Source organism: Listeria sp. LM90SB2 (assembly GCF_028867355.1).
Taxonomy (GTDB): Bacteria; Bacillota; Bacilli; order Lactobacillales; family Listeriaceae; genus Listeria; species Listeria monocytogenes_B.
Genome location: NZ_CP046449.1, coordinates 1,506,886 through 1,520,694, shown reverse-complemented (window position 1 = coordinate 1,520,694; position 13,809 = coordinate 1,506,886). Strand labels below are relative to the sequence as shown.

The window sequence follows — 13,809 nt, the reverse complement described above, 5'->3', positions numbered from 1 at the left end:
CCAATACGTGTTAAAGCAATTCTCACCAGATAAAATGTTGAATACTCCATTTGGAATTACAGCAGCACAACTTCGCAAAATGGGAAAGACTACTATTTTGACTGATCTTGATAATACGCTGCTTGCATGGGATCAACTAGACGCAACGGATGAAGTTATCAACTGGTTTACTATATTGAAAGAAGAAGGAATCAAAGTAATGATTTTTTCTAACAATAACGAAGAACGAGTTGCTCGTGTGGCAAAAGCAATCGATGTTCCTTATTTAGCCCGGGCAAAAAAACCCTTAGGCGCTAATTTCCGCTGGGCATTAAAAGAAATGGATGCAACACCAGAAGAAACTGTGATGATTGGCGATCAAATTATGACAGATATATTCGGTGGAAACCGTCAAAAATTAACAACTATTTTTGTTCGCCCTGTAAAACAAACAGATGGTATGGCGACAAAATTAAATCGAATGATGGAAAGCGTTATTTTAAAACGATTAGCAAAGAAAAACCAAATTAAGTGGGAGGAATCACTTTGACAGAAGAAATTAGATGTATTGGTTGTGGCGCGGTTATTCAAACAGAAGACCCTGATAAAATCGGCTATGCTCCAAAATCATCCCTGAACAATGAGCAAGTTATTTGTAAAAGATGTTTTCGTCTAAAACATTACAATGAAATTCAAGATGTTGCCCTAACAGACGATGATTTTTTACGTATTTTAAATCAAATTAGTTCGAAACAAGCTTTAATTGTTTATGTAGTAGATATTTTTGATTTCGATGGTAGTTGGTTACCTGGACTTCCTCGTTTTGCAGGAAGTAATCCGGTATTACTTGTCGGGAACAAAGAAGATGTATTACCAAAATCATTAAAACGTGATAAGTTGACACGTTGGATGAGAACTCGTGCCAAAGAGCAAGGCTTGGCGGCGACAGATGTCGTATTAGTTAGCGCTGAGAAAGGCCACGGTTTTGATACTCTTTTAGAGAAAATTGAAGAATTGCGAAATGGACAAGATGTCTATGTTGTCGGTTGTACAAACGTTGGTAAATCAACGCTAATCAATCGTATTATTAAACAAGCATCCGGGGAAAACAATGTCATTACAACCTCTCAATTCCCAGGAACAACGCTTGATAAAATCGAAATCCCATTAGCAGATGGCAATGTACTTGTTGACACACCAGGAATTATTAACCATCACCAAATGGCACATTTCATTGATACAACAACGTTAAAAGCTATTACACCTAAAAAAGAAGTAAAACCAGCTGTCTTCCAATTAAACGAAGAACAAACCCTATTTTTAGGGGCGCTTGCTCGCTTAGATTATGTTTCAGGTGGTCGCAAATCATTAGTAGTCTATGTATCTAATAATTTACCAATTCACCGGACAAAATTAGAAAAAGCGGATGCGTTATACGAAAAACAAGCAGGAATAGTGCTTCAACCGCCTACAGAAGAAGGGATGGAGACACTTCCTAAGCTAGTTCCGTATTCTTTTACAATAAAAGAAAAAGCGGATATTGTCTTTTCCGGACTCGGTTGGGTGACAATTCCAGAAGGCGGCGCGAAAGTTACTGCGTGGGTTCCTGAAGGCGTGAGCGCAACTATCCGGACATCACTCGTTTAAAACGAAGGAGGCCTATCATTTGGAAAAATATGTTGTTATCGGAAATCCTATTCGTCACTCGTTATCACCAGCTATGCAAAATCGGATTTTCCAAGAACTTGGAATGAATGCGGAGTATAACTCTGTTTTAATAGAAGAAGACGCTTTTGAAACAGAAATCAAAAAATTAATGGATTCTGGAGTGCGTGGATTTAATATTACAACACCATTTAAAGAGCATATTTTACCATTTTTAGATGAATTAGAGGATCTTGCAGCAGCTTCTGGCGCAGTGAATACTGTGCTAAAAAAAGAGGACAAATGGTACGGATTTAATACAGATGGCAAAGGCTACTTAGAAGGATTAGAAGAAATCCGCTCAATTACAGAAGATGATTCTATTTTAATTACCGGTGCGGGTGGCGCAAGCAAGGCAATTTACCTAGCGCTTTCCACTCACACGGATGCTAAAATAACCGTTACTAATCGTACAACGGAAAAAGCGATAGAAATGACGAAAGATAATGAAAATCATCACGCCGTCACACTAGAAGAAGCAGAAAAACAACTGGCTGATTTTACGGTTATCATTCAAACAACATCTATCGGTTTAGAAGCTTCCAAAAACAAAAGCCCAATTTCGCTGGCTAATGTAAAAAAAGGAACGATTTGTTCTGATATTATTTATAATCCAGCCGAAACAGCCTTTTTGAAAGAAGCAAAGAAAAATGGAGCTATTACCCAAAATGGCTTACCGATGTTTGTTAATCAAGGGGCACTTGCCTTTGAAATATGGACTGGGATAAAACCAGAGCGATCACTGATGAAAGAAGCAGTACTCGAACAATTAGGAGGAAACTAATGTTAACAGCTACACAAAAACGTTTTTTAAGAAAAGAAGCGCATAATATCCAACCCATTTTCCAAGTAGGAAAAGGAAGCGTATCACCAAACTTAATTATCCACGTAAAAGAAGCACTAGAAGCGAGAGAATTAATTAAAATCTCGATTCTACAAAATTGCGAAGAAGATAAACAAACCGTTGCAGAAAAAATTAGTGCTCGTTCAGGCGCGGAAATCGTTCAAGTCATTGGCAGAACGATTATTCTGTACAAAACTTCTGTAAACAAGCAACAAATTAAGTTGCCATAAATCGGGAGGAACCTACGATGAAACATAAAGTCGGCATCTTAGGTGGGACTTTTGATCCGCCGCATTTAGCGCACCTCCGCATGGCAGAAGAGGCTAAGAAGCAACTAGGACTTGAGAAAATTCTTTTTTTACCTAATAAAATTCCGCCTCATAAACATATCAGTGGTATGGCTTCAAATGATGAGCGTGTAGAAATGCTTCAATTAATGATAGAAGGTATAGATTCCTTTGAAATTGATACACGTGAACTCATGCGCGCGGGAAAGTCCTATACGTATGACACAATGCGTGATATGATAAGCGAACAGCCGGATACAGATTTTTATTTCATTATCGGCGGGGACATGGTAGAATATTTGCCAAAGTGGTATCATATAGATGACTTAGTAAAAATGGTGACATTCGTTGGGGTTAATCGCCCCAGTTATCAGACGGAGGTTCCGTATGATATCGTTAAAATCAATATGCCAGAAACGACGATTTCTTCTACGGAAATTAGAAATAATATTGAGAACGCGAGCACCTTTTTACCAGAAAAAGTATGGTCATATATAAAGGAGCATCAACTTTATGGAAAGAAATGAAATGCTAAAAAAAGTAGAAGCAGCTATGCCTAATGCTCGATTTAAACACACTTTAGGCGTAGAAAAAGCAGCTGTAGAACTTGCAGAACATTATCATATGGATGTAGAAAAAGCACGAATAACCGCTTTGCTACATGATTATGCTAAGTACTATGACGATGATAAAGCGAGAAAAATTATCGAGGACGAGGGTTATGATCCGCGTTTACTTTCTTTTCATCGTTCGCTGTGGCACGCTCCTGTTGGCGCCTATCTGGCAGAAAAAGAATTTGGTATTACTGATACAGAAATACTAGAAGCGATTCGTCTGCATACGACAGGAAGCGCGACGATGTCTGATTTCGATAAACTTATCTACTTAGCTGACTATACAGAACAAGGAAGAACATTTCCCGGCGTATATAAAGCACGCAGATTAGCACTTAAATCGCTTAACGAAGCAATGTTATTCGCTTTATCGAATACGATTACGCACTTAGTCAAAAAGCAACAATTGGTTTTTCCAGATACACTGGATGCCTACAATTATTTCGTTAATTTAAATTTGGAAGGAGACTATTAATAATTTGAACAGTTATGATACATTAATGCTGACTGCTAAGGCAGCAGACGATAAAAGAGCAGAGGATATTTTAGCACTAGACATGAAGGGGTTATCAAGCTTTGCGGATTACTTTGTTATCTGTCACGGTAATTCAGACAAACAAGTGCAAGCAATCGCTCGTGAAATTAAAGAAAAAGCGTTAGAAAACCAAGTAGATGTGAAGCGTTTAGAAGGTTTTGATGCGGCAAAGTGGATTTTAATCGACTTAGGTGATGTTATTATCCATGTGTTCCATAAAGAAGAACGTTCTTACTATAACTTAGAAAAACTTTGGGGAGATGCGCCACTCGTGGACGTTTCTGCTGCGTTTATTTCTTAATAAAAAACAGAACAGGCGAGGGGATTCTCGTCTGTTTTTTTAAGGAGAAATTACTATGAGTTACGAATATTTTCCGGGTTTCTATGATAGATTAATGGATTCCGAACTTTATGATGAATGGCTAGAATTCACGGCTCATTTCATTGGAGATACTCCTAAAAAAATACTTGATTTGGCTTGTGGAACAGCTGAATTTGCGCTACGTTTAAGTTTTTCTGGTCATCAAGTTACTGGTGTGGATTTATCAAAAGAAATGGTGGCAGTTGCTAAAGAAAAAGTGGCAGCGGCTGAAATCAATTTGCCGATTATAGAACAAGATATGTCCAAGTTAGCATTAAAGCAAACGTTTGATGTAGTTACATGCTTCTGTGATTCACTTAATTATTTGGAAACAGAACAAGCTCTTGAGGCTACTATTCAAGCTGTATCAGTGCATTTAGAACCAAATGGCTTATTTTTATTTGACGTACATTCCGTCTTTAAAGTAGATCAAGGGTTTAAAGATTATTCATACGGAGATAGCGATGAAGAGATTTCGACGATTTGGAATTCATTTCCTGGCGAACATCCGCATTCTGTCGAACATGAACTTACCTTCTATATTTTAGATGAAGATGACACGTATAATCGCGTGGACGAACTGCATAAAGAACGCACCTATCCAATCGCTACTTATGAAAATATATTAAAAAAATATGGTTTTACGAAAATTGATATTTATGCCGATTTTAGTCATGAAAAACCCAATAATACGAGCGAAAGAATCTTTTTCGCAGCAAGAAAGTAATTTTTCATTATTACTTTCTTTTTTTGTGCGATTTTCACCTTAAACTATCAAAAAGGAATTTGTCCTAGCATGGCGAATAGTATATTAAGGACGGTGATATGGATGATGGACTTAGTAAAAAAACACAAAAATTATATCTTAATAGGGATTGCTATTCTTTGTGCTGGTTTAGTTTATATTTGGATACCAGATAGTAAATCTGATGCTGTAACTGCCAATCAAGCAGTAACGAAAGAAGAAAAACCGAAGAAAGAAGAAACAAAATTATCAAATGAAGTTTATATTGACATTAAAGGAGCAGTAAGGACCCCTGGTGTCTATAAACTGCCAATGGACGCTAGAGTTCAAGATGTGGTGAAAATTGCAGGAGGGCTCACAGCTGAAGCCGATTGCAGTAAATTGAATTTAGCTGAAAAACTAAAAGACGAGATGAGTATCTACGTTTATAAAAAGGGAGAAGAAGGTCCCGCAACACAAGGAGCTAACACAGAAGAAGCAAGTACCGGTTCTGCGAAAATTAACCTTAACAGTGCAACGAAGGACGATTTACAACAAGTCCCAGGGATTGGAGAATCGAAGGCAACAGCGATAATAGAGTACCGAGAAAAAGAAGGCTTATTCCAAACAATAGAAGATTTAAAAAATGTTTCAGGCATCGGCGAAAAAACAGTAGAGAAATTAAAAGAATATTTGGATGTTAATTAATAAAAGTGGTTGACGAACTTCCTTCTAAACACCTATACTAATATTTATCAAATCATAAGGGAGTTTTTAATGTGCAGAGAATCGCATGGGATCAGTTTTTTATGGCGCAAAGTCATCTAATATCATCTAGGAGCACGTGTACACGACTAATGGTCGGTGCGACAATAGTTCGAGATAAACGTATTATTGCGGGCGGATATAATGGGTCCATCGCTGGTGGCGATCATTGTGCAGAACACGGCTGTTATGTTGTAGACGGTCACTGCATTCGAACAATACATGCAGAGATGAACGCGATTTTACAATGTGCTAAATTTGGTGCAACGACAGATAAAGCTGAATTATATGTAACGCATTTCCCTTGTCTTGCTTGTACGAAATCTATTATTCAAGCAGGTATAAAGAAAGTGTATTTCGCTAAAGACTACAAAAACCATCCGTACGCTTTAGAATTATTTAACATTGCTGGCGTCGAATTACAAAAAGTAGAATTTGATGAATCTGTTCTTCAAGTAAACAATTGGAATGGAGAAAAAATGCATACTTTAGTAAAAGAAGCTGCAGTGGAAGTAAATATCGAACCAGAAAAAGCAGAGCAACTTTATCAAAACATCTCAGAGAAATTGAACTAAATAGGGAGGGGACGTTATCGAGCGATATTTAGCTATTATTGTTTTAGCTATTGTTTGTGCGAATTTTACAAGCTCTATCGTTCCCATATGTATTTGTTTGCTAGGTTTAATTGCTTTTATTAAAAAATCCAAAATTATTCTTCTTTTTGTCCTCATTTATTTTCTAACCTATAGTTTTTTGTTTGTAATAGAAAAATTCAATACTTCCTCTTTTACAGCAACTGAATATAATGGGAACTGTCAAATTATAGATAATTTAAAAATCGATGGAGATAGTTTTCAAACTTTTGTACGCTGCGAAAAAGAAAAATTTCAATTGAGTTATAAAATTACAACGGAAGAGGAACAACAAAAACTAAAAAAGCTCCATTACGGACAGTTTATTTCTGTTTCTGCAAATATAGAAACACCTTCCGTCAACCGCAATCAAAATCAATTCAATTACCAAACTTATTTAAAGAACCAAAATGTACACTATATACTTCGAGCAAGTAATCTTGCTATTTCCAGTCAATTCTCACCATCTTTCCTAATGAAACTTCAAAATATACGTTTGAAAATAATTACCCATTTAACCGAAAAAATATCTCCAACCATTTCTCCTTATTGTCTCGCATTAATTAGTGGAGAGAAAAACGGCTTTTCCCCCGAAATGTATGAAGTTTATCAACAAATGGGTGTTGTCCATTTGCTAGCTATCTCTGGACTTCACGTGAATTTATTAATAGGGGCAATATATTTTCTCCTACTAAAATTCGGTATTACAAGGGATAGAGCCATCACTTGTCTACTTGTTTTCTTACCATTTTACGTTATCCTTACAGGAGCAAATCCGCCAGTCATACGAGCTGCTACAATGACAGCATTACTTTTATTGTCAGAAAAATATACTACTAAATGGAGTTCGTTTTCTGCCATTTGTTTGTCCTTTATTCTGTTTTTCCTCTTGCAACCGTATATCATTAGAGAAGTAGGTTTTCAACTATCTTATGCAGTATCGTTTGGAATTATTTTATCGTCAAGACAAATACTAACCAGACAGCAGAACGCATTTACTAAGTCACTTGCTATTTCCTTCATTTCAACCATCATGTCTTCAGCTGTCATGATGTATCATTTTTACTCATTTTCATGGGTAGGGATATTCTTTAATTTAATTTATGTGCCCATTTTTACGATGATTATTTTGCCAGGTTGTCTAACTGTGTTTGTGCTGTCTTTTTTTTCAACAGAAATATTTCATTTTCCTGAAGCAATGCTTACATTCTTTATACAATTGGTAGAAAAATTAACCTACATTTTCGCCAAGATTCCGCATCAGACTATTGTAACAGGGAGGCCAAACACCGTTATATTAGTGCTAACCATTATAACTATCATCATCGTCTTCAGCCAGTGGCAAAAGAAAAAGTTTCCTTTAGGGATATTCATTTGTTTTTGTTTATTATGTTATTTAGCTAGTTTTAATTTTAGTGGAAAAGTTAGTTTTATCGATGTGGGGCAAGGGGATAGCATTTTAATTCAACTACCATACAATCAAGGGAATTATTTAATAGATACTGGAGGCCAACTTCCATTTGAAAAAGAAGCATGGGCTAAGAAAAGAAAACCATTTACAATAGGCGGAAGTACACTTAGCCCAGTGTTAAAATCAAAAGGAATTAATAGCTTAGATAAAGTAATTATTACACATAGCGATGCTGACCACATGGAAGGACTTGATGATTTACAGAAAAACATTACTATTAAAGAGCTTATTTTTGCTAAAGGAGCAGAAAACAAACCCATCATGAAAGAAGCTCTCGCTGCGATGCCAAAAGTGAAACAGACAATTATTTTGGCCGGTGCCAAGTGGCAAATTGGCGAAAACAGTTTCGAATGCTTATATCCCGATAAAGCAGGAGAAGGAGGAAATGATGACTCTATTGTATTAAAGGCAGTATTAGATGGTAAAATATGGCTTTTTACTGGTGATTTAGAGGCGAACGGAGAAAAGGGCATATCAGAACAGCCTATCAAAGCAGATATTTTGAAAGTAGGGCATCATGGTAGCAAGACCTCCAGTTCCAAAGAATTTATTCAAAAAGTGAAGCCGACTTTTGCAGTTATTTCATGCGGGTTAAACAATCGCTTTGGTCATCCACACGCAGAAACTATTAATACGCTAGAAAAGGCAGGAGTAACAATTTTACGAACAGATGTACAAGGGGAAATAACTTATACATTTGGAAAAGGCTTTGAAGCGACTTTGAAATAAAACTTGCTATCTCTTATTTCATGTTTTACCATAGAAAGAGAAATAAGAGTGAAGCGAGGCGAAATGAATGCTGCCAGAATGGAAACAGATACGCTCCAAAAAAATAATGCCGGTGTATTTAATCATTGGTACGGAAGATTATATTATTAACGAAACGAAGCAACTTTTAATAGATAACATTTTGGAAGGCGAAGAAGTAGAATTTAACTACGCTAATTTAGATTTAGAAGAAATGCCAATAGAAGTGGTCATTCAAGAAGCAGAAAGCATGCCTTTTTTCGGTGATAAACGTTTAGTAATGGCCAATAATCCGCTTTTTTTAACAACTGAAAAAAGTAAAAACAAAGTGGAGCATGATACTGCAAAATTAGAGGCTTATCTCAATGAACCAGTGGATTATTCCGTATTATGCTTTGTAGCGCGCGTAGAAAAGTTAGATGAGCGTAAAAAGCTTACTAAGTTACTCAAGAAAACAGCTACTGTTATAGAGGCAAAACGACCTAATGAGAATGAGTTGAAAAAATGGATTGAAGCAAAATTAAGCGAGAACAACATGCAAATGTCACAAGAGGCTATTACTCGACTGGTGGAATTAACTAGTGGTCAGCTAACAACTGCCATGAATGAACTGCAAAAATTAATGCTCTATTGTTTTGATTCAAAAGAAATTACCATTCAGGATGTAGAATCTTTAGTTGTACGTTCACTTGAACAAAATATCTTTTTGTTACTTGATAAGATGATTGCTATGGATATCAGCGGGGCACTTCGGATTTATTACGACTTATTAAAACAAAAAGAAGAGCCTATCAAGATACTGGCATTAATTTCTAGTCAATTCAGGTTGTTAAACCAATTAAAGCTATTAGAACAACAAGGTTATTCGCAACAACAAGCTGCGACTAAACTAAAAGTGCATCCATTCCGCGTTAAGTTAGCATCAAAACAAGCGAAGAATTTCACGGAATTACAATTAAATCAAGCTTTAAAACGATTAGCTGAAATCGACTTGGAAATGAAAACTGGCTTTGGTGATAAAGAACAGAAACTCGAATGGTTCTTATTCGAATTACAAGATAATTGGCAAAAGAGAGTATAAAAAATAGCTTTGTCATTTAAGACAAAGCTATTTTTGCAAACAAAAAACACCACACAAGGTGTGATGTTTTATACCGAACTCGGTATTATTTAGCTAATTTAGCAGCTAAGCGAGATTTGTTGCGAGCAGCATTGTTTTTGTGAATCAATCCTTTGCTCACAGCGCTATCTAATTTTTTCGATGCTTCTACGTAAAGATCTTTCGCGTTGTCCGCGTTGTTTGCAGCTGCTTCGTCAAATTTTTTGATAGCAGTACGCATTGCAGAACGTTGAGATGCATTACGGCTGTTGCGAGTTTCAGCAGTTTTTACACGTTTAATTGCAGATTTAATATTTGGCATTCCATTCACCTCCGTCCAAACTAATGAGGTAGTATTTATTTCATATAACATACCTTTTTAAATTATATCAGAACAAATGCTATTATACCGAAATCACAGCCATATTGCAATAATACTTTCTATTTTATTTTAAATTTATACGTAATTAATAAAGAAGTCATTGAATGTTAAGCGTTCTACTGATATAATCAAGGATAGCTTGCCATCGGATTTATGCGATGAGTTCTAATCAGGAGCTGGGGAAATGAACAAAGAAGAAATGAATGCAAGACAAAAGAAAATTAGAAACTTTTCGATTATCGCGCACATAGATCATGGTAAATCTACACTCGCTGATCGGATTTTAGAACAAACGGGTGCTTTGACGCATCGTGAAATGAAAAATCAGCTACTAGATTCGATGGATTTAGAACGTGAACGCGGGATAACCATAAAATTAAATGCTGTACAATTAAAATATAAAGCAAAAGATGGAGAAACATATATCTTCCATCTGATTGATACGCCTGGGCATGTCGATTTCACCTATGAAGTATCAAGAAGTTTAGCTGCATGTGAGGGAGCAATCCTTGTTGTAGATGCTGCGCAAGGAATTGAAGCACAAACCCTTGCTAATGTTTATTTAGCACTAGACAACGATTTAGAAATTTTACCAGTCATTAACAAAATCGATTTACCAGCGGCCGATCCGGAAAGAGTCCGCGAAGAAATTGAAGATGTAATTGGTTTAGATGCTTCTGACGCTGTACTTGCTTCTGCGAAATCTGGTATTGGTATTGAAGACATTCTAGAACAAATTGTCGAAAAAGTTCCTGAGCCATCTGGTGATGTAAATAAACCACTAAAAGCGCTCATTTTTGACTCTGTTTTTGATGCATATCGTGGTGTTATTGCTAATATCCGTATCATGGATGGTGTTGTAAAAGCAGGCGACCGAATTAAAATGATGTCCAATGGCAAAGAATTCGAAGTAACGGAGGTTGGTGTATTCTCACCAAAGGCAACACCACGTGACGAATTACTTGTTGGTGACGTTGGTTACTTAACAGCAGCTATAAAAAATGTTGGAGATACGCGCGTAGGTGATACAATCACACTTGCGAATAATCCAGCTGAAGAAGCGCTGGATGGTTACCGTAAATTAAATCCAATGGTTTATTGTGGTCTATATCCAATCGACTCCTCTAAATATAATGATCTTCGTGATGCTTTAGAAAAACTAGAATTAAATGACTCTGCTTTGCAATTTGAAGCGGAAACTTCTCAAGCATTAGGTTTTGGTTTCCGTTGTGGTTTCTTAGGATTACTACATATGGAAATTATTCAAGAGCGAATCGAACGTGAATTTAACATTGATTTAATTACCACTGCTCCAAGTGTTATCTATCATGTCAACTTGACAGATGGTTCTAACATTGTGGTTGATAATCCTGCTGAAATGCCAGAACCTGGTGTTATTGAAAGCGTGGAAGAGCCATATGTAAAAGCAACTGTGATGGTTCCAAATGATTATGTTGGTGCAGTGATGGAACTGGCACAAAACAAACGTGGAAACTTCATTACGATGGAGTACTTAGATGATATTCGCGTAAGTATTGTGTACGAAATTCCATTATCCGAAATCGTATATGACTTTTTTGACCAATTAAAATCATCTACAAAAGGTTATGCGTCCTTTGATTATGAATTAATTGGCTATAAAGCTTCTAAACTTGTGAAAATGGATATTCTTTTAAATGCAGAAAAAGTTGATGCACTTAGCTTTATCGTTCACCGTGATTTTGCTTATGAGCGTGGAAAAATCATCGTGGAGAAATTAAAAGAACTTATTCCAAGACAACAATTTGAAGTACCTATTCAAGCAGCAATTGCCACAAAAATTGTTTCTCGTTCTACTATTAAAGCGTTGCGAAAAAACGTACTTGCTAAATGTTACGGTGGGGACGTATCTCGTAAACGAAAACTTTTAGAGAAACAAAAAGAAGGTAAAAAACGAATGAAACAAATCGGTTCAGTTGAAGTCCCGCAAGAAGCATTTATGGCAATCTTGAAAATGGACGAATCCAAATAATAAAAAAGTTGTGCTGTGAACAGAAATGTTCACGGCACAACTTTTTTATATATTATACGGATAAATCAAATCATGCTTTTTCTTTTCCATACTGACATAATTTCTCTCGGCAGTAATGATTTCTACCGCATCAGGAGACGAATACTTCGCTATTTTAACATCGACTTCTTTTAGGTTTTCTGTTAAATCTTCTAAACTTTTTAAAACGGCGGCCCGATGATCCAAGAGCAACTGTTTACGCGCTTCAATAGAAACGGGGCCTTCCATACAATAATCAATATATGTGCGGATTTGCTTTAGTGGCATTCCTGTATTTTTCAAGCAACAAATCGTATGAATTAAATTTAAGTCTGATTCCGTAAACTCACGGTAGCCGGATTGGTTTTTAGAAACAAACGGCAATAAACCTTGCTTATCATAGTAACTCAATGTATAAATCGACAAATTAAATATTTTGGACACTTCTTTAATAGAATAAGTCATTTCTTCCTCCAATAAATAATTTACTTGCCCTACACTATACTCTAGGGTTTAAAGTAAGTATAAAGTTAATAAAGAAAATAAGCAAAATTAACTACTATTGGAGGAATTCACGATGAAAAATAACGTATTAGTAACAGGCGGAACTGGATTTTTAGGAATGCATATTATCTTTCAATTATTGCAACAAGGCTATCAAGTCAAAACAACCGTACGCTCTTTAAAAAGCAAAGAAAAAGTAATAGAAGTACTGCAAAATAATGGAATAACGGATTTTACGCAATTATCCTTAGTCGAACTTGATTTATCCAAAGATGAAGGATGGAAAGAAGCAATGCTCGATTGTAAATATGTGCTAAGTGTCGCATCTCCAGTATTTTTCGGTAAATTTAAAAATGAAGAAGAATTAATACGCCCAGCAATAGAAGGTATTACAAGAATTTTACAGGCCGCAAAAGAGGCAAAAGTAAAACGAGTAGTTATGACTTCGAATTTTGGCGCTATTGGTTTTAGCAACGCAGATAAAAATAGCATTACAACAGAAGCATATTGGACCGATGAACTCGCTAAGGGTTTGTCAGCATATGAAAAATCTAAACTAATTGCAGAAATAGAAGCTTGGAAATTCATGGAAAATGAAACAGAATTGGAATTTGCTACCATCAATCCGGTTGCCATTTTTGGTCCATCACAAAGCAGTCATGTCTCCGGAAGCTTTGACTTATTAAAAAATCTGTTAAATGGTTCTATGAAACGTATCATAAATATTCCGTTAAACGTAGTAGATGCACGAGATGTTGCCGATTTACATATTCGCGCAATGATTACTCCTGAAGCAAACGGAGAACGTTTTATTGCTTCAGCTGACGGAGAAATTAGTATGGCAGATATCGCACATTTGCTTCAACGAGAGCGTCCTGAACTAGTGAGTAAAATGCCGAAAAAAACATTGCCAAATGCCGCTATAAGAGCAGCTGCTATATTTAGTAAACACGCCAAAGAAGGCGAGTTGATGATTAATATGAATCGGCAAATAAGCAATTCAAAAGCGAGAAATCTTTTAGGATGGCAGCCGATTTCGACAAAAGAAGAAGCCGTTCTTGCTGCAGTGGATAGTTTGGCAAAGTATGGTTTATTAGATTAAAAGCGAATCCTGCACCAAAGCACTGGAAAA

At 36.2% G+C, this 13,809-nt stretch carries 16 protein-coding genes; 14 read left to right on the top strand and 2 right to left on the bottom strand.

The window, feature by feature from the left end; translation table 11 throughout:
• The first annotated feature begins 7 nt into the window (after positions 1-7).
• The 12 genes from GL301_RS07570 to holA all read left to right on the top strand — a co-directional run bounded on the left by GL301_RS07570 (position 8) and on the right by holA (position 9,744).
• Positions 8-529 (top strand): YqeG family HAD IIIA-type phosphatase, encoded by a 522-nt coding sequence (locus tag GL301_RS07570; protein ID WP_003722000.1) that lies wholly within the window; start codon positions 8-10, stop codon positions 527-529.
• Positions 526-1,626 carry a ribosome biogenesis GTPase YqeH gene (gene yqeH, locus GL301_RS07565; RefSeq protein WP_003730140.1) on the top strand — a complete coding sequence of 367 codons (1,101 nt, stop codon included), beginning with the start codon at positions 526-528 and terminating at the stop codon, positions 1,624-1,626. Before GL301_RS07570 ends, yqeH begins: the two co-directional genes overlap by 4 nt.
• Before the next feature lie 19 nt (positions 1,627-1,645).
• Positions 1,646-2,467, top strand: a complete 822-nt coding sequence (gene aroE, locus GL301_RS07560; protein ID WP_070298270.1) for a shikimate dehydrogenase — start codon at positions 1,646-1,648, stop codon at positions 2,465-2,467.
• On the top strand, positions 2,467-2,757 hold the full coding sequence (gene yhbY / locus GL301_RS07555; RefSeq protein WP_003721997.1) for a ribosome assembly RNA-binding protein YhbY: 291 nt from the start codon (positions 2,467-2,469) through the stop codon (positions 2,755-2,757). The genes aroE and yhbY overlap by 1 nt, the downstream gene beginning before the upstream one ends.
• 17 nt (positions 2,758-2,774) lie before the next feature.
• Positions 2,775-3,341, top strand: a complete 567-nt coding sequence (locus GL301_RS07550; protein ID WP_003734325.1) for a nicotinate-nucleotide adenylyltransferase — start codon at positions 2,775-2,777, stop codon at positions 3,339-3,341.
• The gene (yqeK, locus tag GL301_RS07545) at positions 3,328-3,903 is read left to right on the top strand and encodes a bis(5'-nucleosyl)-tetraphosphatase (symmetrical) YqeK (protein ID WP_003726533.1); all 576 of its coding nucleotides are present in this window, start codon (positions 3,328-3,330) and stop codon (positions 3,901-3,903) included. The genes GL301_RS07550 and yqeK overlap by 14 nt, the downstream gene beginning before the upstream one ends.
• Before the next feature lie 4 nt (positions 3,904-3,907).
• A complete protein-coding gene (gene rsfS, locus GL301_RS07540; protein ID WP_003727422.1) occupies positions 3,908-4,264 on the top strand; it encodes a ribosome silencing factor in 357 nt (118 codons plus the stop codon).
• 55 nt (positions 4,265-4,319) lie between these two features.
• The gene (locus tag GL301_RS07535; protein ID WP_003726531.1) at positions 4,320-5,051 is read left to right on the top strand and encodes a class I SAM-dependent DNA methyltransferase; all 732 of its coding nucleotides are present in this window, start codon (positions 4,320-4,322) and stop codon (positions 5,049-5,051) included.
• 102 nt (positions 5,052-5,153) lie between these two features.
• Positions 5,154-5,756, top strand: coding sequence for a helix-hairpin-helix domain-containing protein (locus GL301_RS07530; RefSeq protein ID WP_003741014.1), 603 nt, complete (start codon positions 5,154-5,156; stop codon positions 5,754-5,756).
• A 71-nt stretch (positions 5,757-5,827) separates the two neighbouring features.
• Positions 5,828-6,388 carry a ComE operon protein 2 gene (locus GL301_RS07525; RefSeq protein ID WP_003727424.1) on the top strand — a complete coding sequence of 187 codons (561 nt, stop codon included), beginning with the start codon at positions 5,828-5,830 and terminating at the stop codon, positions 6,386-6,388.
• A 34-nt stretch (positions 6,389-6,422) separates the two neighbouring features.
• Complete coding sequence (locus tag GL301_RS07520; protein ID WP_075589565.1) at positions 6,423-8,645, top strand: DNA internalization-related competence protein ComEC/Rec2; 2,223 nt, start codon at positions 6,423-6,425, stop codon at positions 8,643-8,645.
• A 67-nt stretch (positions 8,646-8,712) separates the two neighbouring features.
• The gene (gene holA / locus GL301_RS07515; protein ID WP_071346627.1) at positions 8,713-9,744 is read left to right on the top strand and encodes a DNA polymerase III subunit delta; all 1,032 of its coding nucleotides are present in this window, start codon (positions 8,713-8,715) and stop codon (positions 9,742-9,744) included.
• An 85-nt stretch (positions 9,745-9,829) separates the two neighbouring features.
• Here the strand turns inward: holA and rpsT are convergent, their stop codons facing one another.
• Positions 9,830-10,084, bottom strand: coding sequence for a 30S ribosomal protein S20 (gene rpsT, locus GL301_RS07510; RefSeq protein ID WP_003726526.1), 255 nt, complete (start codon positions 10,082-10,084; stop codon positions 9,830-9,832).
• 244 nt (positions 10,085-10,328) lie between these two features.
• On the opposite strand from rpsT, the gene lepA reads away from it, so the two are divergent.
• A complete protein-coding gene (gene lepA / locus GL301_RS07505) occupies positions 10,329-12,155 on the top strand; it encodes a translation elongation factor 4 (protein WP_003726525.1) in 1,827 nt (608 codons plus the stop codon).
• Positions 12,156-12,200: 45 nt separating this feature from the next.
• Here the strand turns inward: lepA and GL301_RS07500 are convergent, their stop codons facing one another.
• Complete coding sequence (locus GL301_RS07500) at positions 12,201-12,638, bottom strand: MerR family transcriptional regulator (RefSeq protein WP_117383308.1); 438 nt, start codon at positions 12,636-12,638, stop codon at positions 12,201-12,203.
• 112 nt (positions 12,639-12,750) lie between these two features.
• On the opposite strand from GL301_RS07500, the gene GL301_RS07495 reads away from it, so the two are divergent.
• Positions 12,751-13,779: an SDR family oxidoreductase gene (locus GL301_RS07495; RefSeq protein WP_070298273.1), complete on the top strand. Its 1,029-nt coding sequence runs from the start codon at positions 12,751-12,753 to the stop codon at positions 13,777-13,779.
• Positions 13,780-13,809: the final 30 nt, after the last annotated feature.